General features: G+C 47.9%; 23 protein-coding genes and 1 tRNA gene. 17 read left to right on the plus strand and 7 right to left on the minus strand.

Annotated features, from left to right (window positions below; translation table 11 throughout):
- Positions 1 to 43 precede the first annotated feature (43 nt).
- From V7051_RS11275 to V7051_RS11300, 6 genes are all read left to right on the plus strand, one after another.
- Positions 44 to 421, plus strand: a complete 378-nt coding sequence (locus V7051_RS11275) for a DUF4845 domain-containing protein (RefSeq protein WP_333875065.1) — start codon at positions 44 to 46, stop codon at positions 419 to 421.
- Positions 418 to 1101, plus strand: coding sequence for a ribonuclease III (gene rnc / locus V7051_RS11280; RefSeq protein WP_333875066.1), 684 nt, complete (start codon positions 418 to 420; stop codon positions 1099 to 1101). Before V7051_RS11275 ends, rnc begins: the two co-directional genes overlap by 4 nt.
- Positions 1098 to 1979 (plus strand): GTPase Era, encoded by an 882-nt coding sequence (gene era / locus V7051_RS11285; protein ID WP_333875067.1) that lies wholly within the window; start codon positions 1098 to 1100, stop codon positions 1977 to 1979. Before rnc ends, era begins: the two co-directional genes overlap by 4 nt.
- On the plus strand, positions 1972 to 2706 hold the full coding sequence (gene recO / locus V7051_RS11290) for a DNA repair protein RecO (protein WP_333875068.1): 735 nt from the start codon (positions 1972 to 1974) through the stop codon (positions 2704 to 2706). The genes era and recO overlap by 8 nt, the downstream gene beginning before the upstream one ends.
- 73 nt (positions 2707 to 2779) lie before the next feature.
- On the plus strand, positions 2780 to 3544 hold the full coding sequence (gene pdxJ, locus V7051_RS11295; protein ID WP_333875069.1) for a pyridoxine 5'-phosphate synthase: 765 nt from the start codon (positions 2780 to 2782) through the stop codon (positions 3542 to 3544).
- A 62-nt stretch (positions 3545 to 3606) separates the two neighbouring features.
- Positions 3607 to 4341 (plus strand): PP2C family protein-serine/threonine phosphatase, encoded by a 735-nt coding sequence (locus V7051_RS11300; protein ID WP_333875070.1) that lies wholly within the window; start codon positions 3607 to 3609, stop codon positions 4339 to 4341.
- 3 nt (positions 4342 to 4344) lie between these two features.
- Here the strand turns inward: V7051_RS11300 and V7051_RS11305 are convergent, their stop codons facing one another.
- From V7051_RS11305 to V7051_RS11320, 4 genes are all read right to left on the minus strand, one after another.
- A complete protein-coding gene (locus V7051_RS11305; RefSeq protein ID WP_333875071.1) occupies positions 4345 to 5304 on the minus strand; it encodes a sigma-54 interaction domain-containing protein in 960 nt (319 codons plus the stop codon).
- A 9-nt stretch (positions 5305 to 5313) separates the two neighbouring features.
- Positions 5314 to 6042, minus strand: a complete 729-nt coding sequence (locus V7051_RS11310; protein WP_333875072.1) for a sulfite exporter TauE/SafE family protein — start codon at positions 6040 to 6042, stop codon at positions 5314 to 5316.
- Positions 6043 to 6100: 58 nt separating this feature from the next.
- Positions 6101 to 6835, minus strand: a complete 735-nt coding sequence (gene pyrF, locus V7051_RS11315; protein ID WP_333875073.1) for an orotidine-5'-phosphate decarboxylase — start codon at positions 6833 to 6835, stop codon at positions 6101 to 6103.
- A gap of 85 nt (positions 6836 to 6920) precedes the next feature.
- Positions 6921 to 7304 (minus strand): rhodanese-like domain-containing protein, encoded by a 384-nt coding sequence (locus V7051_RS11320; protein ID WP_333875074.1) that lies wholly within the window; start codon positions 7302 to 7304, stop codon positions 6921 to 6923.
- A 95-nt stretch (positions 7305 to 7399) separates the two neighbouring features.
- On the opposite strand from V7051_RS11320, the gene V7051_RS11325 reads away from it, so the two are divergent.
- The 9 genes from V7051_RS11325 (at position 7400) to V7051_RS11365 (ending at position 18190) form a co-directional block, all read left to right on the plus strand.
- Positions 7400 to 8314, plus strand: a complete 915-nt coding sequence (locus V7051_RS11325; RefSeq protein WP_333875075.1) for an AEC family transporter — start codon at positions 7400 to 7402, stop codon at positions 8312 to 8314.
- A 251-nt stretch (positions 8315 to 8565) separates the two neighbouring features.
- Positions 8566 to 9507, plus strand: coding sequence for an NADH:ubiquinone oxidoreductase (locus tag V7051_RS11330; RefSeq protein WP_333875076.1), 942 nt, complete (start codon positions 8566 to 8568; stop codon positions 9505 to 9507).
- Between the two features lie 3 nt (positions 9508 to 9510).
- Complete coding sequence (locus V7051_RS11335; RefSeq protein WP_333875077.1) at positions 9511 to 11049, plus strand: nickel-dependent hydrogenase large subunit; 1539 nt, start codon at positions 9511 to 9513, stop codon at positions 11047 to 11049.
- 9 nt (positions 11050 to 11058) lie between these two features.
- A complete protein-coding gene (locus V7051_RS11340; protein ID WP_333875078.1) occupies positions 11059 to 11505 on the plus strand; it encodes a hydrogenase maturation protease in 447 nt (148 codons plus the stop codon).
- Positions 11502 to 14138, plus strand: coding sequence for an EAL domain-containing protein (locus V7051_RS11345; protein ID WP_333875079.1), 2637 nt, complete (start codon positions 11502 to 11504; stop codon positions 14136 to 14138). The genes V7051_RS11340 and V7051_RS11345 overlap by 4 nt, the downstream gene beginning before the upstream one ends.
- A 200-nt stretch (positions 14139 to 14338) precedes the next feature.
- Positions 14339 to 15565: a competence/damage-inducible protein A gene (locus V7051_RS11350; protein WP_333875080.1), complete on the plus strand. Its 1227-nt coding sequence runs from the start codon at positions 14339 to 14341 to the stop codon at positions 15563 to 15565.
- A gap of 1 nt (position 15566) precedes the next feature.
- Positions 15567 to 17471, plus strand: coding sequence for an ATP-binding cassette domain-containing protein (locus V7051_RS11355; protein ID WP_333875081.1), 1905 nt, complete (start codon positions 15567 to 15569; stop codon positions 17469 to 17471).
- A 72-nt stretch (positions 17472 to 17543) separates the two neighbouring features.
- Positions 17544 to 17631, plus strand: a tRNA-Ser gene (locus tag V7051_RS11360).
- Between the two features lie 403 nt (positions 17632 to 18034).
- Entirely contained in the window at positions 18035 to 18190 is a 156-nt protein-coding gene (locus tag V7051_RS11365) for a hypothetical protein (protein ID WP_333875082.1), read from the plus strand.
- A 195-nt stretch (positions 18191 to 18385) separates the two neighbouring features.
- Here the strand turns inward: V7051_RS11365 and V7051_RS11370 are convergent, their stop codons facing one another.
- Together V7051_RS11370 and V7051_RS11375 are read right to left on the minus strand one after the other, a co-directional pair.
- On the minus strand, positions 18386 to 19849 hold the full coding sequence (locus tag V7051_RS11370) for a radical SAM family RiPP maturation amino acid epimerase (RefSeq protein ID WP_333875083.1): 1464 nt from the start codon (positions 19847 to 19849) through the stop codon (positions 18386 to 18388).
- Between the two features lie 711 nt (positions 19850 to 20560).
- Complete coding sequence (locus V7051_RS11375; protein ID WP_333875084.1) at positions 20561 to 20734, minus strand: hypothetical protein; 174 nt, start codon at positions 20732 to 20734, stop codon at positions 20561 to 20563.
- Positions 20735 to 21216: 482 nt separating this feature from the next.
- Between V7051_RS11375 and V7051_RS11380 the strand changes: the two genes are divergently transcribed.
- Both V7051_RS11380 and V7051_RS11385 read left to right on the plus strand, forming a co-directional pair.
- On the plus strand, positions 21217 to 21417 hold the full coding sequence (locus tag V7051_RS11380; RefSeq protein WP_006890275.1) for a cold-shock protein: 201 nt from the start codon (positions 21217 to 21219) through the stop codon (positions 21415 to 21417).
- 179 nt (positions 21418 to 21596) lie between these two features.
- Entirely contained in the window at positions 21597 to 22085 is a 489-nt protein-coding gene (locus V7051_RS11385; protein ID WP_333875085.1) for a hypothetical protein, read from the plus strand.
- Between the two features lie 279 nt (positions 22086 to 22364).
- Here the strand turns inward: V7051_RS11385 and V7051_RS11390 are convergent, their stop codons facing one another.
- Complete coding sequence (locus V7051_RS11390) at positions 22365 to 22670, minus strand: DUF6916 family protein (RefSeq protein WP_333875086.1); 306 nt, start codon at positions 22668 to 22670, stop codon at positions 22365 to 22367.
- Between the last annotated feature and the right edge of the window lie 69 nt (positions 22671 to 22739).

The raw sequence follows: 22739 nt of genomic DNA on the forward strand, positions 1-22739 counted from the left end.
ACTGCACTATACTTATTTCTTTTATAAATCATCCGGAGAAAAAATGAATTTATCACCTAAACGTCAGCAAGGTTTGACATTGATTTCGCTTGTTTTTGTTCTGGGGCTCATTGGTTTTTTTACTTTATTGACACTTAAGATCGTTCCCATTTATCTGGACCACGGCAAGGTAAAGAGCGCTCTGGCAGCGTTAAAGGAGTCTCCGGATATTCAAACAAAAAGCGAAGCGGAAATCAGGGAAAGTTTGGCTAAGCGTTTTAGTATCAATTATGTCTACGACGTCACTCAGGATGAGATTAAAGTAATCAGGCATGGCGACTATCTGAAAGTAGATATCGAGTATGAAACTGTTGTGAAATTGGTCAGTAACCTGAGTGTGTTAGCCGAGTTTCACGACTCTTTCGAGGTCGGTCAGAAGTGATAAAAAAGCCAGAAGAGTTATCTAAAAAGCTGGGTTTGGCGTTTAATAATCCCCAGCTTTTTACCATAGCTTTAACGCATCGAAGCGCAAGTCCGAACAACAATGAACGCTTGGAGTTTCTGGGCGATTCAATTTTAGGTTTTGTTATCGCACAGAAGTTATATGAGTTATTTCCCGGTGCCTGTGAAGGTGTTTTAAGCCGGTTAAGAGCAAGTTTGGTCAATCAGGGATCACTGGCAGAGCTGGCTAGAAAACATCAGTTGGGTGATTATTTGTTGCTGGGTTCGGGAGAGTTGAAAAGTGGCGGCTTTCGTCGAGATTCCATTCTGTCAGATGCCGTGGAAGCGATTATCGGCGCGTTGTACAACGATCAGGGCATGGATGCGTGCCAGCAATGGATCTTGCAGCTATTTGCGGAAAAGCTGAAAAATTTGTCTTTGGATAATTGGCAGAAAGACCCTAAAACTCAATTACAGGAGTTAATGCAGTCCAAAAAAATGGAGCTGCCGGATTACACTTTAATGACCATGTCCGGGCTTGCTCATGAACAAACTTTCAAAGTTAAATGTACGACATCATTAATAGCAGAGTCCTGCATTGGTACTGGAAATTCCAGAAAAAAAGCCGAGCAGTCGGCGGCAGAGCTTATGCTCGAATTATTAAATAAGGAAACTAAATGAATTGTGGTTTCGTCGCCCTGATTGGGCGCCCCAATGTTGGCAAGTCAACATTGATGAATCATCTGTTAAAGCAGAAAATCAGCATTACCTCACGTAAGCCGCAAACTACGCGGCATCGAATTCTCGGCATTAACACCACTGAAGCGGGGCAGGCTATTTATATGGATACGCCCGGCATGCATAACAGTGAAAAGCGGGCGCTGAACCGTTATTTAAACCGGACCGCAGAAACGACTTTGCTGGGCGTCGATGTGATCGTCTGGCTGATCGATGGCTTGTCTTGGCATGAATATGACGAGGCTATTTTCAAAAAACTGGAACAGGCCGGTTTGCCGGTGATCCTTGCTGTAAACAAGGTTGATAAGGTGGCGGACAAAGAAGCTATTTTGACGTTCTTTAACGAAGCCCAGCATCGTTTTCCGTTCAAGCATTTAGTACCCATTTCCGCGTTAAAAAGAATCAATCTTGATCAGTTGGAAAGCTTGATCATGGCGCTGTTGCCTGAGCGTGATTTGATCTATCCCGAGGACCAGGTTACCGACCGGTCCGAGCGGTTTCTGGCGGCTGAAATTGTCAGGGAAAAGCTGACCAGACGCTTAGGCGATGAGCTGCCCTATGCGCTTACGGTCGAGATTGAGCGCTACGAAGAAAAGCCCAACATTACTAAGATATACGCGATTATCTGGGTTGAACGCTTGACCCAAAAGAATATCGTCATCGGCAAGGAAGGCGACATGTTGAAGAAGGTCGGTACCGATGCCCGTGTGGATATAGAAAAGCTGCTTGGGCAGAAGGTCTATTTGCAGCTTTGGGTTAAAGTCAAAAAAGGCTGGTCGGATAGTGAGCGAGCCTTGCAAAGCCTGGGCTTTAATGACTGAAACCGCAGTTTACTTGCAGCCTGCCTTTATCTTGCAGCAGCGCAAATACCGGGAAACCAGCTTGATTATCGATGCGTTAACCCGGGATTTTGGCCGGATCTCTGTGCTGGCCAAAGGCGTAAGAAAAACCAAGTCTAAAACAGCAGGCATGCTGCAACCCTTTATCCCGTTACTCATTTCCTATTTTGGCAAGGCAGAGTTAAAAACGCTGACCGATGTCGAAATTATTCAGCCGTTTAACGACATAAAGGGACTCGCGCTTTATTGCGGTTTTTATATCAATGAGCTGGTTAGTTGTTTTTTACACAAATACGATCCTCATCCCGAAGTGTTTGAACATTATCGCGAATGTTTATCCGGCTTGACGGGTGGGACGAGCATGGAGGCGGCATTGCGGCAATTTGAGCTTAATCTGCTGGAGTGCACGGGTTATGGTTTGTCGTTTGAATACGATGATAATGAAAAACCGGTTGAATCGTTTAAAAAGTACGATTTCAATGTAGGTCAAGGAGCGGTTGAAGCGATGAATGGACAGTTTTCAGGCGGAACTTTGCAGGCGTTAAATTCCAGGGAATTAACCGATCCGCACGTATTAAGCGAAGCAAAAGCACTGATGAGGATGGTCATTGATGTTTATTTGCAGGGCAAGCAACTTAAAAGCCGAGCGGTAATTAATAAAGTTATTCAACATACCGGCGCCGGACAGGGCTTACCATCCAGATCGTAATCTTTTACCTTTCTCCAACCACAACAATCTCAAACGGAGTGGACGAGGCGACAGACTCCGTCCAGCGCGAAAAATGAATAAAACAAATATCCTATTAGGCGTGAATATCGATCATGTCGCTACCCTGAGACAAGCCAGAGGCACGCTTTATCCTGAACCGATTCAGGCGGCATTGGTTGCAGAGCAGGCCGGTGCCGACGGCATAACCGCGCATTTGCGGGAAGACCGGCGGCATATCCAGGACCGGGACATCTATTTATTAAAACAGATGCTTCATACCCGGCTGAATATGGAAATGGCGGTGACCGATGAGATGGTCGATATCGCTGTGAAAGTGCAGCCCTATGCCTGCTGTCTGGTGCCGGAAAAACGCGAAGAATTGACTACCGAAGGTGGGCTGGATGTTGCCGGAAATCTGCAGCGCCTGCACTGGGCTTGCGATAGATTGGCGGGTGCAGGCGTTGAAGTGTCTTTGTTTATCGATCCCGATGAGATACAGATCGATGCGGCGGTAAAAGCCGGCGCACCGGTTGTCGAGTTGCACACCGGCTGTTACGCCGAGGCGCACAATTCGCAACAGCAAGCCGAAGAACTGGCGCGTATCAATAGGGCTGCTGTTTATGCTCATAGCGCCGGGTTGCAAGTGAATGCCGGGCATGGTTTGAACTTTTATAATGTTGAGGCCATCTGCGCGATACCGGAAATAGTGGAGCTTAATATCGGTCATTCGATTATCGCTCAGGCGGTGTTTTCCGGTTTGGCCCAGTCGGTTAAGGATTTGAAGCGGATCATGCGTAATGCAAGATTCATGCAGGGCTGTCCTGCCCGGCACCCTTAGGGTAAATGCAAATCCGCTCCCGGCGGATTTGTGCAGCAGAGCGTTTAACTCAAGGAAAATAAGTGGCGCTGGAGTTCTATCAGTTAACCTTGACCGGTGACAGGGAAATTAATCAGGACTTTATGACGCATATCGTTAACGATAGTTATGCGTTATTTGTCGTTGCCGATGGCTTGGGCGGCCATCATGCCGGAGAAAAAGCGTCCCGTTTTTTCTGCCAGGGCTTGCTCAGGTTTGCAAATGCTTACGGTAAGCAGATGGAGCGTAATCCGGTCGATACTTTTTCGATGTGGATTGATGCGGCTGTCAATGAAATGAAACGTCTGTTTGCTTTCGACAAATCAGGTCATGATGCCCATACGACCTGCGCAATCCTTTATATGGATGAGCAGCGGGTGTTGACTGCGCATTGCGGTGATTCGAGGATATACAGGATGAATCCGCAGCAGATAGTGTGGCGAACTCAGGATCATTCCATTCCGCAACAATTATTGAATGAAGGTAAGATTACCGAACAGGAGATGGCGCTGCATCCGGAGCAAAATCGGTTAACACGTACCATCAACATCCTGAAAGCGCATGAGGTGGAGATTAATCTGTATCCGGCCATGAAAAAGGGCGAGACTTTTATGCTTTGCACTGATGGTTTTTGGGAATATGTAAAGCAATCCGAGCTTTTGCAATTGGCTCAACCTGCCGGTGGCAAGGATGAGCTTGGCAAATTGGCGCAACTGGCAGTGCTCCGCGCTCACGGAAAGAGCGACAACATTACCGCTCAGTGGGTAAGAAGGCGCTGAATATTAGCTCGCAAAGCCGTGTTTTTGCATACGATAAAGCAGGGTGTCGCGGGAAATGCCCAATAGTTTTGCAGATTTGCTTCGATTGCCATTAGTGCGGTTCAGGGCCTGATGTATTAAATTAGCCTCTAACGTATCCAGTTGCAGTCCGTTTTCAGGCAATGTGAAATCGGTTGCGGCAGGCGTATTGCTGATGTATCTGGTGGTAAATTCAGGCGGAAGATTTTCCGGTTCTATAACTCTGCCGGCCAATAAAATGCTGAGTCTTTCGCATAAATTACGCAATTCGCGGATATTGCCCGGCCATGGGTAAGCTTTCAGTGTTTTTAAAGCCGCCTTGCTGAATTTGGGCGCGGTCAGTGCGTGTGCGTTTTCAAATAAGGCCAGGAAGTGCTTGATCAGCGATTCGATATCGTCAGTGCGCTGCGCCAGCGGCGGTAATTCCAAAGGTACAACATTCAAACGGAAATATAAATCGGATCTGAATTGGCCGTTTTCGATCTGCTTGTTCAGGTCCGTGTTGGTTGCGGAAATAACGCGAACATCGACTTTGTAAGGTTTGATTTCGCCGACAGCAAGACACTCGCCGGATTCAAGAAAGCGTAATAATTTTGCCTGAATCGATAGCGGTAAGGAATTAATCTCATCGAGAAACAGGGTGCCGCCGTTCGCCGCCTGCAAAAGGCCTTGCTTATCTGTGCTCGCTCCGGTAAATGAGCCTTTTTTATGACCGAATAATTCCGATTCGATCAGGCTTTCAGGTAATGCTGCGCAATTCAGGGTAATAAAAGCCTTGTTGACACGAGAGCCGGCTTGTTGAATCGCTGTAGCAAGTACTTCTTTGCCGGTGCCCGTTTCACCCTTAAGCAATACAGTAACATCGGTAGCGGCAACAATTTTGGCGCTACGGATTAAGGAATCCAATGCAGGAGATTGACCGATGATCGTGTTAAAATGATCCATAGATACCTCTTAATGTAATGCCATGTGTGTTGTAATTGCCATGGGGTTAAGCCAAGGCAGTGCGGCCAGTAGAGCCAGCGCAATCATAAACAGGCCGATAGCCTGTTTGAAACGCTGCATTCTGGATAACCTGGTTAGAATGCCGGTCATTATACCGACTCCCATAACCGCAGGTAAAGTTCCCAATCCGAAAAACAACATGGTCAGTGCGCTTTGGCTGATATTGCCTGCTGTTGCGGAGAGCGCCAAAGCCGAATAGACCAAACCGCACGGCAGCCATCCCCACACCATGCCGAAAAGATAGGCCTGGGTGCGATTTTTTACAGGAATCAGTTTACGGCCAAAAGGCTCTATCTTTTTCCAGAAACGCAGGCCGATTTTTTCAATATAGGCAAAGCGGGGGAACCATCCGGCTATATAGAGCCCGGATCCGGTCATGATCGCCGCGGACAGCAATTGCAGCAGTCTATGTCCGCTGATTTCACCCATCGGCATCGTAATCAGCGCTTCAATAACGCCCGCTAATGCGCCGGCTATCGTGTAACTGGTAATGCGTCCGATATTGTAATTAAACACAAAAGGCAGCAGCCGGTTTTTTTGGTTCCGTATTTCCGGGCTGAGGCTTAAGGTCAGGGTTCCGATAATGGAACCGCACATGCCGATACAGTGCATGCTACTGAACAATCCCATCGTAAAAGCGACCAGATATGAGGTGGTAAAAGCGAGATCAAATTCCATAGTCGCAGGATTATATTAAAAAAGGTGTCAAGGGACGGCTGCCCCTTTTGAGTCGAACTTATTGAACAGGTTGAAATTGTGCAAGAATCTGCCCCTGAATCTTCTCAGCCATCGCTTTAGGATTTTCTGCATCGCGGATCGGTCTGCCGACGACGATATAATCGGCGCCGTTCTGGAAAGCCGTTTCCACACTGACCACGCGTTTTTGATCGTCCTCTTCGCGATTATCGACAGGCCTGATACCCGGGGTGATGACCAACAGCTTATGGTCCAGCTCTTCCCTCAGCATCGCAACTTCAAGGCCGGATGAAACAATGCCGTCGCAGCCGATTTGCAAGGCGCGTTTGGCGCGGGACAAAACCAACTCGCGCACATCGCAGGCAAAGCCTAAATCATCAAGGTCGCCTCGATCCAAACTGGTTAACGCGGTCACGGCCAATACTTTAAGGTCGCCTTTTTCCTTGGCGGCGGCCTCCATAATCGCATCGTTGCCGTGAATGGTGGCAAGATCGACGCCTTTGCTGCTCAAAGCTTTAATAGCCCGGCCCACGGTGGCAGGCACATCGAAAAACTTCAGGTCGACAAAGATTTTCTTATTTTGCTGTTTTAACCATTCGATAAAGCCGAAATAGTCGCCCGACATAAACAGTTCCATACCGACTTTGTAAAAGATCACCGAGTCGCCGAGTTCTTCCACCAAAGCTTGCGCCTCGGGAATGCTGGGGACATCCAATGCCATGATTAAGCGTTCGCGGACGGGGATGGGTTTGGTTGAGATAAATGATTGAGGCATAGTAGACATAAGGTAAAAAATAAAAAATCTATAGAATGAGCTGAGGCACGGCGCCCATCGTTGTTCGCGATTGATGGGCTACGGTTTATTCGGTCACAAAGCCTTGGCTGTGCCAAGCCTGTATTCCGCCGTTCATTAAATAAACCTTGGAAAATCCCGCCGCCTTTAATATCAGCTGGGCTTGTGCGGAACGTAGGCCGGCTTGGCATTGGGTGATGACCGGGTGGTTTTTATAAGGTTCAAGTTCCGCTAGCCGAGCATTCAATTGGGATAGCGGAATATGAATGGCTCCGTGAATTTGGTGTTCATTCCAGTCGTCATTTTCACGCACATCCACAATAACCGCGTGGTTCTTGACGCGCATTGTTGCGGCCTCATTAGGTGAGATGACGTCAGTTTCCGCAATTGCAAAAGGGCTGGCTATTAATAAAAAAACACCGATCTGGCAATATCTTGAAAATAAACGCACTTAAACACTCCCCGAATAATAAGACGATATATATTACCGGAACTTGTTTTAACGGTGAATGTTAAAATTCACTATCGCTACAATAGTCCTCGATTATGAATTCAACATTGATACAAATGACCTTGCTAATGGTATGCGGCGCCGGATGGCGTTTTGCAAAACCGGGAGGTTTGTCGGCCGATCAAACGCGGCAGGTTTTGACCACTGTAGTCTATTATTTGCTGCTGCCGGCTATGGTTCTTGAGGTTTTATGGTCTGCGGATATAGGTTTGCATTCGTTCCAGTATGCGTTGCTGGGCATGGGCAGTATTGTTTTTGCGATACTTTGCCTGTGGATGGTTGGATCACTGTTCAAATTTGAAGATAGGCGTATGGGAGCGATGATACTGGCTGCCGCATTTCCCAATGTAACTTATCTGGGTCTGCCGGTTTTAGAGCAAACCTTTGGCAGTTGGGCCAGGTCAGTGGTCATACAGATGGATTTATTTGCAGCCACGCCGCTGCTGTTTACCGTGGGTGTCGTGATAGCGCGGTATTACGGCGAAGATAGCGTGGAAAAGCCGCGGACACTATGGTTGTTTTTCAATGCACCGCCGTTCTGGGCCGCGGTTATCGCGGTTATGCTTAATATTAACGGCTGCGTTGCTCCGGTTTGGTTGCTCGGCGTATTGCAAAAGTTATCCGCCGCCGTTGTACCGTTGATGCTGTTTTCTCTGGGACTTGCCTTAAGTTGGAAGGCGGTAACCGTCCGTAATATTCCATATGTTATCCCCGTTATAATTATTAAAATGGCGTTAATGCCGTTGTTTGCGATGGTTTTGGTTGGTTTTTTGCCTATAGTCGGCCAATACCGGGCAGCGGCGGTGCTTGATCTGGCGATGCCGTGTATGGTTCTCGGAATCGTTTTTTGTGATCGCTATCGGCTCGATAGTTCGCTGTATGCGATGGCGGTAACGGTGACAACGGTAATCAGCCTGATTACATTACCGTTCTGGCATAGCGTGTTATAGAAGCAATCGATCCAAAGATTTTGGGCACAGCAGTTTGTTGAATTTATTCGGTGCCGGCAGCGGATGGGGGGCAAATAAGACTATGCTACAATGACAAATCGGCTTGGGTTAAGCTGAACAAACGGATTTGACGGCAATTAACGAGATAGAGTAAAAACATAACTTCCCGCGTCGCTACGCTCCGAAATGCCCCGGCCTTAAGAGTATTTATTCAGCAAGGCCGTCCAGTTTAGAGTATCACAGAGACTTTTATGACGACATTACTTTGGCTACAAACCGGCTCCTGCGGTGGCGACACCATGTCAATCCTGTGTGCGGACAGTCCGTCTCTGGAAGAACTCGTGGATGAATACAACATCGAGATGCTTTGGCAACCCTCTTTGTCCATAGAACCGACCAGCAAGCTGGATACTTTGATCGAGGCGATCCTCGCGGATCGGCAAGCACTCGACATTTTTTGCATTGAAGGCAGCATCATCACCGGGCCCAACGGTTCAGGCATGTATGATCCTTATCGGGGGCGTTCCAAAATGAGCCTGATCAGTCAACTGGTCGAAAAGGCTGAATACGTAGTCGCTCTGGGCACCTGCGCGTCATACGGCGGTGTCCATGCCGCGCCGCCCAATCCTACCGACTGTTTGGGCTTACAATTCGATAAACAATCTCCCGGCGGGTTATTACCGATCGAATGGCGCTCGCGTAAAGGCTTGCCGGTTATTAATCTTTCAGGCTGTCCGGCTCATCCCAATGCGATGACCAAAACGCTGGCCATGCTGGCATCCGGGCTTCCGGTAGAACTCGATCATATCAACCGCCCCAAAGCCTTTTTCAATACTACAGTGCATCAGGGCTGCACCCGTAACGAATATCATGAGTACAATGTCGAAGAAACCGCATTCGGCGGCAAAGCGTGCATGTTCTTTAACCTGGGCTGCCAAGGGCCGGTCACGGTAGCCATCTGCAATACCGAACTCTGGAATGGCCGCAGCAGCAAGACGCGTGCAGGCGTGCCGTGTTTCGGCTGCACGTCCCCGGACTTTCCCCAAGATCAGGACCTGTTTCTCACCGAAAAAATCGGTACTATTCCGGTACATCTGCCGCTGGGCGTAGAGCGGGCCAATTATATGGCTTACAAAAGCCTGGCCCACGAAGCAGCCCCTGAGCGGGTGCTGAACAAGACCATGGACCCTTAACCGATGTCCAGAAGAATCATCCAAATAGACCTTAACCGGGTCGAAGGCGATCTCGATTTTCAGCTGGAACTGGAAGACAACAAAGTCGTCGATGCCCGCTGTATCGGCTCAATGTATAGAGGGTTCGAACAAATCCTGATAAGCCGCAAGCCCAAAGATTCGTTGGTCATCACGCCACGTATCTGCGGCATCTGCGGCACCGCGCAATTAAATGCTGCGGTGCTGGCATTGGAAAATGTCGGGAGCGTTCCTGTACCGCCGGCAGCCATTCGTATCCGCAACCTGTGTTTGATGGCAGAGACAGTGCAAAGCGACCTGCGGCAATCTTTTTTGTTCTTCACCGCCGACTTTTGCCACCCCAAATACGAGCAACGGTCGTTTTATCAAAAAGCGCGCACTGCTTTTCTGCCGTTCAAAGGCTGGGTTCACCGCGGCGCTCTCGAACATTCGCGTCATGCCGTCGAAATTATTGCGCTGTTTGGTGGTCAGTGGCCGCACTCATCCTATATGTTGCCGGGCGGTGTGACGTCGCCTGCGAGTAGCCGCCATGTTATCGACAGTCTGTCCATCCTTAACAAACTGACCCGCTGGTTCGAACAAAACATTATAGGTACAGACCTGGATTCCTGGCTGGCCCTAGAATCCGCCGACGAATTCTTCACCTGGCTGGCAGCGAAGGATGCGCACGCCGACAGCGCTATCGGGCTGTTCACACTGATGAGTCGCGAAATCGGCTTATATCAAGTGGGTTTCGGCACGCCTCATATGATCAGTTACGGCGCTTACGACGACCCGGACGATGCCGGGACTTTTCCGCCGCAACGCAAGCATCTGTTTCGCTCCGGTTTTTTCAATGGCGATACCGGCGACATCGAGCCTTTCGAGCAAGCCGAAATTACCGAACATGTGCGCTATTCCTGGTTTCAGCCATACACGGGCGGCCGTCATCCGTTTCAGGGGCAAACCATCCCGGATTATCAACCCCATTCCGACCGCTATACCTGGTGCAAGGCCCCGCGCTATCAAGATAAAGTCGTGCAAACCGGTCCTTTGGCTGACGCGTTAATCGACGGCGAGCCGTTGATCCGTTCGTTATATCTGGCTGAGGGCGGCAATGCGTGGCTGCGTCAGTTCGCCCGCTTGCGCCGTACCGCCCGGCTGTTGCATGAAATGCGCGAAATCCTGCATGAGCTGGCCGCACATCCTAACGACCCGCATATGATTCCTCCCGGCCAGTTGGAAATCCCCGACGGGGAAGGTTTTGGACTGGTAACGGCGGCGCGCGGCGCGCTGGGCCACTGGGTGCAAATCACCGACGGCGTGATTAGTCGCTATCAAGTCGTTACGCCAACTGCCTGGAACGCATCGCCCAAAGACAGCGAAGGCCGGCACGGGCATTGGGAGAGCAGTTTGATTGGCCTGACTGTCGACAATCCAGACGATCCGGTAGAGATCGGTCATATTATCCGCTCCCATGATCCTTGTCTGGTCTGTACCGTGCATGTACTCGACACGGGCAAACGCATGACTGTATGGCCCTAAGTTATGGGTATGCAGCACATTGTTTGTTTCGGTAACGAACTGCACGGAGATGACGGCTTCGGTATCCGCATCTACGCACAGCTTTGTCAGTTGACCTGGCCGAAAAATGTCGAGATATTCAATGCGGGCATCGCCGGACTCAATGCGCTCCGGTTTCTTGAAAATTGCAGTCAAGCGATTCTGGTCGATGCTCTGGCTAATTTCGGGAATGTCGGTCAGATTTTCGTGTTGAGACCCGAAGATTTGGCCGACAGACCCGAGCAGCTCACCGGTCATGGCCTGGGAATTCCGTATTTGCTGGAAGCTCTCAAAATCATCAGGAATCCGCTGCCGGATATTCTGATCGTGGGTGTCGAAATCGCTGCCGTGGCCGCCTTTTGTCCCGGCCTGTCCGATAAGACCGAACAGGCCGTACTCAAAACCGTCCATTTAATACAAAACCTTGTGTTGGCATGAGTCGTCAACGTTCAAGTTTTCACGATGTCATTGTTGAATCGGTCATATTTTTCGACTTCGTCGATCCGCCGCGCTGGAAAGGCCGGTTGCAATTACCGGGGACGCATCGTCCTATCGATATTCTGATTTTCAATATTCAAGGCGAATTTAAAGCTGTTCCCGCTTTTTGTCCTCATGAAGGTTACGATCTGACATATTGCCCGCTGTCCAACGGAAGCCTTGTTTGTCCGGCGCATGGCCGATGCATAGATTTGAAAATTGCCGAATTCCGTATCAAAGAATACGAGGGGCAATTTCTGGCATCCTTAAACGAAACCTGCCAATTGGAAGCCGCTGAAAATATTTCCGGCAGCGGAGATTCCGAAACAATGCTTAGATTACAGGAAGAGATCGATAAACTACGCTTAGCCAACCTGAAACAGGAAAGGCAAATCCTCGTCATCACCCAAAGCATGGATGCCATGCTCAGCGAATCCGAACAGCAAAAGGTCAAGCTCCAGCATAAAGCGAATCAGCAGCAAGACCTCAACCGTTTCGTCGACCGCGTTATGGATACCATGGACGATCTCCTGTTCGTCATTGATACCGAAGGCCGGATTCAGCGACTGAATACGGGAGTTGAACGGGAACTCGGATTCACCGAGACAGAATTACTGGGAACCGGTATCGACGATTTACTGATTCCCGCAGAACGACAGTATCTTGCCGGGCATTTGCCGGCGTTGCCCTGGCTGATCAGTTCCGTGCTGTTGGAAACGGTCCGGCTTAAAGGCTACTACACCGGTGAGCATGAGCTGTTAGGTAAAAATCCGGACAGTTCCAAAGCCATTTATTGGCTGAAGGGCAGTTTGCTGCATTCGAAACAGGGAAAGCTGGAAGGCGCAGTCGTAACTGCTTTGAACATCACCGAGTTGAAAAATCGGGAAACCCGGTTGAGACTAAGCGCCAAAGTCTTTAACAATAGTAGCGAAGCGATTTTTATCACCGATCCGCAGGGCACTATCCTGGAAGTCAATGCGGCATTCTGCGCAATCACCGGCTACGAGCGCTCCGAAGTGCTGGGCCAAAATCCCCGTATGCTGAAATCGAAACTGCACGATCGGTCGTTTTACAAGCATTTATGGCAATCGTTGTTGAACGACGGGGAATGGAAAGGAGAAATCTGGGATCGTCGGAAAAATGGCGAGTTTTGCCCAATGCTACTCAGCATCAACGCCGTCACTGACAAGTTGGGCCAGCTAACGCATTATGTGGCGATCTCCACGGACATCAGCCACCAGAAACAAACGGAACATGAACTCAAACAGTTGGCGTACTACGATGTGCTTACCAACCTTCCTAACCGGTTTCTGTTCAAGGATAGATTTGAGCATGAAATTTGTTTGGCACAACGCAATAATGCCCGTATTGCATTGTTTTTTCTTGATTTGGATCATTTCAAGAACGTTAACGACTCGCTCGGTCATTGGGCCGGCGACAATTTATTGAAAATCATCGCAATGCGTATTCAAAACTGCTTACGCAAAACCGACACAGTTGCCCGTATGGGAGGAGACGAGTTTACCATTATCCTGCCCGGTTTAATCGGCATCACCGATGCCACCGAACTGGCCCGGAAACTGGTCGCTGCGATGACCAAACCGGTGCAAATTAAGGACTACACCGTTTTCGTCGGCGTCAGCATCGGCATTGCCATTTTTCCCGACGACGGCAATGACTTCGACACCCTGACCAAGCATGCGGATACCGCTATGTATGCGGCAAAAGCAAAAGGCCGGGGCATGTTTCAATACTTCGAGGCTGGCATGAACGAGGCGGCGCACCAGAGACTATCGCTGGAAAACGCATTGCGGCTGGCCATAGAACAGGACGAATTCCAGCTTTATTACCAACCTAAAGCCGATAGCGCTTTAAGCCGAATAACCGGCGCCGAAGCGCTGGTTCGCTGGAGGCGTCCCGGCTTCGGCATTATACCGCCGGACCGCTTTATCCCTATCGCCGAGGAAACGGCTTTAATCATTCCATTAGGTAAATGGATACTGAAGACGGCCTGTTTGCAAGCCAATGAGTGGGCCGATCAGCAGGAAGGTTTTCGAATTGCAATCAATCTTTCGCCTCTGCAACTGCTGGCCGATGACTTTATAGCGATTCTAGACCGCATTCTTGAGGAAACGCATACGAATCCCGAATGGATTGAATTGGAAGTGACCGAAGGCTTGGTCATGCACGACATCGAGAAAGCAACCGAACGTTTGCAGCAAATCCAGGCACGCGGTATTCACATCGCTATGGACGACTTCGGCACAGGTTATTCGTCTTTATCCTATTTGCAAAAACTACCCATACAGACTCTTAAAATCGACCGATCGTTCATCTCGGCTTATAACGATGATCCGGCCTCGAACGAAGCCGCATTTATCAAGACCATCGTGTCCCTGGGCCAGGTTTTAAGCATGAAGGTTGTCGCCGAAGGCGTTGAAACCGAAGCCCAGTTGGCACTTTTGCAATCATACGGCTGCGATGAGATTCAAGGATATTATCTTTCGATGCCATTGCCGGCCGATGAGTTCCAGAGGCGCTGGATCGATTATGGCATTGTTGAATTAAGCAAAAAACAGCCGGAATTCCTGTAAACTTAAAAACTGCAATTGATCTATGAAAAACACAAAATAAAGCAGTAAGTTGGCTTTTCGTGCTTTTTACGTCTTTCGTGGACAAAATGATTTTTTTAGGATAAATCAACTTCCACTTTAAGTGTTAAGGTCAATTTGTATTTCAAAACGCTTTAGCCGATTATGGCCGATACGCAAACTCAATAAGCCTTATTTCCAGCATGAATCCAATATTAGAAATATTCTCTCAAGGCGAGGAAGTCGTCACCGGGCAAACCGTCGATACCAATGCGGCCTGGTTGTCTGAGCGAGTCGTCGCCATGGGCTTTAACGTAACCCGGCATACCGCCGTAGGCGATAAACTGGATGATCTGGTAGCCTTGCTGTGGGAGATATCGGCACGTGCAGACTGTTGCATTTGTACAGGCGGGCTGGGCCCTACCAGTGATGATTTGACTGCCGAGGCCGTTGCCAAGGCGTTCGATTTGCCGTTGGAGTTTGACGATGTTGCTTTTGAGCAGATCAATCGGTTTTTTACGCTTAGAAATCGGGTTATGCCCGAATCAAACCGCAAACAGGCGATGTTTCCGAAAGGGGCCGAGCGAATTGATAATGCCTGGGGCACGGCGCCGGGTTTTTCCCTGCAAGTGGGACGTTGCTGGTTTGCCTTTGTACCCGGCGTACCGATGGAAATGCGGCATTTGTTTTTGGAATCCATCCAGCCAACGCTGGCAGGCCGGTTCTTGTTGCGGCCGGGAAAGCTAATCACCATTAAAACCATGGGCATAGGCGAGTCGGCCATTCAGGAACGCATGAGTTCAATTGAAATCCCGGCCCAAGTGCAGTTGGGTTTCCGGGCCAGCCCGGACGATGTGCAAACCAAATTGCTGTTTGTGCCTGATTACCCTGAAGCTGCCATGAATGCATTGGTGTCAAAAGTTGCAGCAGAGCTGGGCGATCATGTTTTTACAATTGATGGATTGGGTCAGATTGGCGGCGACTTGGTATTTACCGTCGATCAATTGATGACTGTCGGCAAGCATACGCTGGCTGTAGTGGAAACAGCCAGCCAGGGTTTGTTGGCGGCCAAGTGCATAGGCTTATCATGGCTGCTGGAAACGCGCTATGAGCAATCTCTGGGCAGGTTAGGGCAAAAACTTTCGGTTGCGGTTAATGCCGATGATTTAGTTGCAACTGCACAGGCCGTCGCCGGCGAAATACACAAGACCGGTGCTGCCGATTTTGTGCTGGTTCAGCTCTATTCCGGGGATAACGAAACATTTCACGATAAAGACCAAGCCATTATTCTATATAATGTGCTGCTGACTGGAGATGGATTTCATCAAACCACCCATTCAGTGGCAGGCCCTATTAAACGCAAGCAAAACCAAGCGGCTTTACTGGCACTGGATTTATTACGACGCTATTTACAACATAAAGAACTTTAAAATGCCCTTATTACGATTGTCCAACGTTTCCATTGCTTATGGAACTCACGCTTTATTGAAAAATGCCGAATTTCAGCTGGATGCTGGGGAACGGGTAGGCTTGTTAGGCCGCAACGGCGAGGGTAAATCAACTTTAATGAAGATTATCGCCGGCAATGTTCAGCCCGATCATGGCGACATCTGGCAGCAACCGGGATTAAGACTGGCATGGCTGGAACAAACGCCGGAATTGCCTGATGACGCAACCATTTACGATGCGGTTGCCGGCGGCTTGGGCGAGCTGGGCGAATGGATCACCCGTTATCACGCGATGACGTTAACCATGGATTACGACGACGACAAGGCTTTGAATGAGTTGGGCGATTTGCAGCATAAACTCGAAGCCCATAACGGCTGGCATTTTCAGCAACGGGTTGAAGCCACTTTAAGTAAGCTAGATTTGCCCGGTGAGTTAAAAATTAGCGGCTTGTCCGGCGGTTGGAAACGGCGCGTAGCGTTGGCCAGAGCTTTGGTCATTGAGCCGGAAGTATTATTGCTGGATGAGCCGACCAACCATTTAGACTTTGAAAGTATTACTTGGCTGGAAGATCAACTGCTGAATTTTCAGGGCGCGGTATTATTTGTGACGCATGACCGGTCGTTTCTGCAAAAACTGGCGACCCGGATTGTTGATTTGGATCGCGGCAATTTGGTGTCCTGGCAGGGCAATTACGACGATTATTTGGCCCGTAAAGCCGCAGCCCTTGAGGATGAAGCCAACCAGAATGCCGAGTTCGACAAGAAGCTGGCCGATGAAGAGGTCTGGATCAGGCAGGGCGTAAAAGCCCGGCGTACGCGTAATGAAGGCCGGGTCAGGGCGCTGGAGAAATTGCGTAATGAACGCGCCCAGCGCCGCAATACTCAAGGCACCAGCAAAATGTCCCTGGACAGGGGCGATGCCTCCGGTAAAAAAGTGATCGAGGTTAATGACATTAGCTTTGGCTATGGAGATCGGCAGATCATTAATCATTTTTCTACGCTGATTCAGCGCGGCGACAAAATCGGCCTGATTGGCGCTAACGGCGCCGGTAAATCGACCTTATTGAAATTGCTGTTAAAGCAATTGGAACCCAGTAGCGGTACGGTAGAGCAGGGTACACGGCTGGAAATCGCCTACTTCGACCAGTTGCGCGATCAGCTCGACCCGGAGATGACCGTTGCCGATACCGTTGCCGATGGTAATGATTTTGTCGAGATCGCCGGTAACCAACGGCATGTGATGTCGTATCTTGGGGATTTCCTGTTTGCACCGGCAAGAGCGCGCTCGCCGGTAAAAAGCTTATCAGGCGGCGAAAAAAACCGCTTGTTACTGGCGCGGTTATTTACCAAGCCTTCCAATCTGATCGTCATGGACGAACCGACCAATGACCTGGATTTGGAAACGCTGGAGTTGTTGGAAGAAAAATTGGTCGACTTTGACGGTACTTTATTGCTGGTCAGTCATGACAGGGCTTTTCTGGACAATGTAGTGACCAGTGTCTTTGTGTTGGACGGCTCGGGCGAAGTCGATGAGTTTGTCGGCGGCTATAGCGACTGGATGAGTCATGTCAAGCAGGTGAAGCAGGCCGAAACGGCCAAGGTAACCAAGCAGGAGAAACCGGCGGCACAGACGCCTTCTCGTACCGGAACGAAAAAAAAGCTCAGTTTCAAAGAACAGCAGGAACTGGAGAAATTGCCGGAACTGATCGCTGAGTTGGAAACCAAGCAAGCGGAGTTAAACCGGCAAATCAGTGCGCCTGAGTTCTACAAAAAAGATCAAGCCGTGGTTGCGAAGACCTTGGATGAATTGAAACAGATCGATACGGAATTGGAGAAAGTGTATAAGCGATGGGATGAGTTGGAAGCATTATCCGAAGCTGGCGGATAAATGCCATTGCGTCAAAACGTAATATCGATTATTCTACTCGGCTTCTCGTTATCTGCGGGGAGCTGAATAAAAGGAGAGATGGCCGAGTGGTCGAAGGCGCACGCCTGGAAAGTGTGTATACGGCAACGTATCGAGGGTTCGAACCCCTCTCTCTCCGCCATTTAAGTATCCGGCGAGATGTAAAGAATATCAGGAACCTGCAAGTTTATCTGGCTTTGCGGGTTTTTTTATGTCTAACGAATTGACGTACAGTCATTTGTGGGGGATTGTTAAGTTTCAAAGCATATCGGCCTATTTACTCAGATGCCGCCATAAAAAGCACTAGCCCCAGCGATAAGTTTTATGAAATCCAGGATGAAAAATGGCGAGGCAAAGATGTAATTGATTGAATAATATTGCATATCACATAGTATCAAGAAGTTAGCTTAGCTGGAGTTGACCGGAGTTATGATGAGATATAGAATTTTATGGCCTGAATCATCCTTGTGAAAGCCATATTACATTCAGGCGCGATCAGACCAAACAATCGAAAATAAACACAATTAAAATTGAGAGGTAGAAAAATGCCAAACAGTGTTGCTATAAATGATGACAAAGGGCTGGAGCGTGAGGCTGATATTATGGGCTCGAATGCATCTTCAGGTAATGTAGCGCCCACAACCGAAACGACTCCTGAGCCATCGGGAGAAAGTGAAGGTGATTCTGTTTATGTCTTATAAATCCCTCCAAATGATAGAAACGATTCGACGAGGCCATGAACGGATGTTTTCACGTTAACCCTTGTCCATCTTCATAAGGAAGTAGTATTTATTATTCTGGCGCATCGACAGCAGAAATGATTTGAACAAACAAATTCTGCAAACGTTTCCATTTGACTCAGTGTTCGCCCAAAATGCTTCGGGCCGGATTGCTGCTCAAGCATAATCTGGCTCATCATTTAACAAGCTTTTATCATACAAATGCTGCAAAGTATTTTTAGTCTGCCCTGCATCCGCGCCGGCTTCGACTAATTGGGCAGTCAACGTATCGACGCAATATGATCCGGATGCGATCAGCTCGCCCAAAAGGCGCATGAATGAAAAGCCCTTGCAGGTATGTTTCACCCATTTGCTTTTTAAATAAAAACTACTTTCATCACCCTCTGGCACGACCGAAAAAGTCAAGTCTTTCCTAAAAGAAACCAGGTTTCCATCAGGCAATGAATCCGGCATAAATTCATCAATCATCTCGACCAAAGCCGTCCGAAATGTCTCGCTATTCGTAAACTGGCGCTCAGCGTAGATACGATAACCTAATGGCCACTTCTCACATGCGCGTGTTGGTGCTATCAGTTGTATCGTCTTTTTCAGCATGCTCACCAAAAAACCGCTAACACAGGCAATTGTGGAGTGGTCACGCTTTAGCTTTAAATTTTCATCATTACGGCCTGATTTACGAAAACGCTCTTGGCGTTCACTTGCCCGTCCTGCCACTGTCTTCAAGGTCAGGGATTCTTTGTTCTGCATGACCAGTTCGACATCCAACAACTCCCTTGCTGTAAAGGTTTGATGGATTTGATTAAGTAAGCGCAAACTAATCACCGAAAAACGATTCTTCGTGCAACGGTGTTGTTCAGAAAGATGCAAGATTTTGCGTGTCAATTCCAAATTCTTCAGTGGTGTAGCGGTGGTGGTTTGTGGGAGACAGCCCATCACCTGATAGTAATCATTGATAAATGCCGCATAATCCGGGTTATCGCAAGGATCGGTCGCCCAGTAGCAGAAACCGGTATGGGCGGCTTCGCCAAACAGCTCATAGACGACTTGCAACATGGCCCGCCACAGCTGGACGTTTTCTGTATCGTAAGGATAATATCCTGTAAATTTGTCCGCTGAAATGCCGCAGAACCAGCAACCCACGGAACAACCTTGGCTCAACTCAAAAGAAATTATGGAGTGGGTGATGGCTTCATAATTGCCTGGAATCTCACTGGCGGAACGAGCAATCTGCCGCTCGCGCCAAGAATGGAATCGGGGATAGGACTGAGACATGTCGCCTTGTTCGCGGATAAGCGCACGATATTTGCGCATGTCGTTGATGTAACGGTCAAACATATCGGCCAGCGGCCATTTTTGTTCCTGATTCGTCTTAAAGCGGTACTTGCTATATTGGTCGTGCCACAGCGGTAGAGCGCGTTGCAAGTCAATTTCCAGTCCATATTCGGCAAGGATCAAATGGGGATTTAGATGATTTTCCTGTAATCTTTTACGGAAGACTTCATCGGCAGAAAATCTTTCCATAAATCGTTTAATTTTGGAAATCGTCTCAAGTTCTTGTTCTGTTCGCGAAGTAAAGATGTTGCGGTAATGAAGGCTCGCTTCGGAAAGAGGGTGCATCATAATATTTATCGGTTTGGTTGCACTATTCGTTATTTGTACAAGTATTTATTCTGAGTTCCTTTGCCTGATGATGCCAAGCCCATATATCGCTGATGAAATCACTGCAACTAAATATGTCTAAGGCGATTGCTGACCTTTATGCGGCAAGCTTTAATCATTCCGAATGAGATATCCTCTTTCCATTCTTGGTGAGTATATCATGGCAAATACTTCTTAAAATCACCTAATGGCACAATGCATATTCTGCCTCATTGTTGGTGGCAAGCAAGGGTGTGCAACTTACTGGTGCAAAATCATATAGCTTCAAGAGCGTTTTTGGGTGGGGGCTGATAAATCTTTTGTTTGATATTCGTGACCGGTCGATACGGATTGAACTTTGACCATTTATACCGGTTGGTATTTGATCAAGCATTGCAGAAAGTATTTGTAAAAAATCGTGTGAGAGGCAGAGAATGATTTTGGCTGGGTGTAAGTAGCTGCTTATTTAGAATGTAGGTGTCGCAAGGATAAAATTCTATCTTGCCCTATAACTATGGCTGCGCCATTGCCAATAATTTTAGGTGAGGGCGATGGGGATGTAACGTGGCTGAATGCTGACGGAGTAGCGGTAACGATTTAGTGAGGGCTTTAAGCGAGGGAGCTGTAAAAAAGTCTAAAAACTTTCAAGGCCGTTAAGCCTTGAAAGTCGTGTGGCTAAACAATTCAGGTAGGTCATTCGCATGATAATTGTCCAGCTTTACCTCTTTTACGGTTCAGGTTAATGTTACTGGCAATTGCAGCAGTGGCGAATAATGCGGATGAGATGATGAATTCACCGGAAATAAAACCCAGCAGGCCGGTTATAAATACCGTTCCGGTTAAAATGTCTTTGTAAAGGTCGCTCATGAGTAAATCCTCGTATAAAGTTGAAAGGTTTTTTAAACTACGACTCAACTATAGTGAAGGACTCTATTGTTGACAATAACACTAGGAGTTGATGGATTGTTTCCTTATTTGATGTATTAAATTCATAAGCTATTCATATAAGTCATGTAAAAGGTTAAAGTTTAGTGGTGAGCGCCATCCGGTCTTGAATGTTTATCAGCTCAATCTTGAGTCAGGAATAATTATTTCAGATGGCTTTTAATACGGCCTATAAACTGGATTCTTCAAGGTTGCAACAAAACATCGGGAAACTGTAAGAGCAAGCTTGACATTCCCAGATTGCGGTCATAGAATGCACTCAGCTTGAAATAGTGTTACCGTTATGCTTATCTCTACGAAGTTCTTCATGTAATTGTTCGTCCTGTTATCATTAAGTAATTCTCTAATTTCCCAGCTCCATAGGCCTTTATAAGGCTTCAATTAAACAAATAGGAATACACTAAATGACTACTGGTACAGTTAAATGGTTTAACGCTGAAAAAGGTTTCGGTTTTATCCAGCAAGAAAACGGCCCCGATGTTTTTGTTCACTTTCGTAACATTAACAGCTCAGGCTTCAAATCTCTTGATGAAGGACAAAAAGTGCAGTTTACTGTCACTCAAGGACAAAAAGGCCCGCAAGCAGAAGAAGTAACAATCATCTAATTGCGTGCAAAAACCGTAGCTCTTTTGGGGCTACGGTTTTTTTATGTCTAATGATAAGTAAATCGCATAATTCTTGCTGTTATATTCATTGGCAAGCTTATCATTATCTTAATAAAACCATACGTTTTGCCTTGTGCCGGCTTTCGCTCCAATCATCAACATAAAGGAAAGACATAGCTGTGTTTGAAAATCCATTAACTTTACAGATCACTGATTTTATTTCCGGTATAGGCATCCCTGTACGGGCCGGAGAAGCTCCTGACAATGTTATCTTGCCCGGCATTCTAATTGATAAAGGTACATTGGTTGTGGACGAAACTAAGCTGAAATATCCTGGGGATTTGCTGCATGAAGCGGGACACCTAGCGGTGATGCCCAGCACGCAACGCAATGCTTCATATAACGATGTCAGCAAAAATGCGGGTGATGAGATAGCTACGTTAGCTTGGTCATGGGCGGCTCTGGTGTATTTAAACCTAGCGCCGGATGTTGTATTTCATCCCGATGGCTACAAAGGCGAGTCAGACTGGCTGATAGATATTTTTAGTAATGGAGGTACTATGGGGGTGCCGTTGCTACAGTGGATGGGCTTAACTGCCGAACCCGACAAGGCCGAGCAATTGGGCTGGAAGGCGTTCCCACAGATGCAGCGATGGTTAAGAGAATAACACTGCATTAGCTGTTTCGAGTATAAATCATCTGTTAAAAATAAATTTAAGAATCGCCAGTCCTTGGAAGTCTAAACGGAATCGAACTCACCCAAACAGCAGGGTTTACGCCCAGCTTTCAGCTTGGATAAGTAACCCACTTAACCCCATGCACGACATTCGGATGGGGTTGAGAGTAGGCGGAGTCTCGTCACCTCCGACCGATAAAACAGCCTTATTAGATTGCATGGATTTTATCTATTGGTTCTGTTTGCTTAAGGCACGGCGGATCTGCTATTATCAAGAAAACATTATCTCATAATAGAGTTTGTTATCATTCGAGCCCGGGTTGATTGATAATATAGGCCCCATGAGCCATTGATTCTGTCCCAATTCAGCGTGCTCAACAAGATAAATGTCTTGTTGCAGAAGGATATCCGGCGGTCCGGTAAAGACCAGCGATAACGGAGTGCGAAATTGTTCCGGTATGTTACGGCGCGGTAATTCCGCTACATCGATTAATTCCAAGTCAATTAGACCTGCTTGTGTGTGTACTGTGAAGTTTGTGCCCACTAACGGAGAGACTTGTTCAAGACTGAGATTCATGGCTAACCTTTAAGTAGAGTTGCGTCAAAAGTTGACGGCGTACATGATAGCAGAAAAAAAATTTTTATT

It is taken from the genome of Methylobacter sp. (assembly GCF_036845245.1).
GTDB lineage: Bacteria > Pseudomonadota > Gammaproteobacteria > Methylococcales > Methylomonadaceae > Methylobacter_A.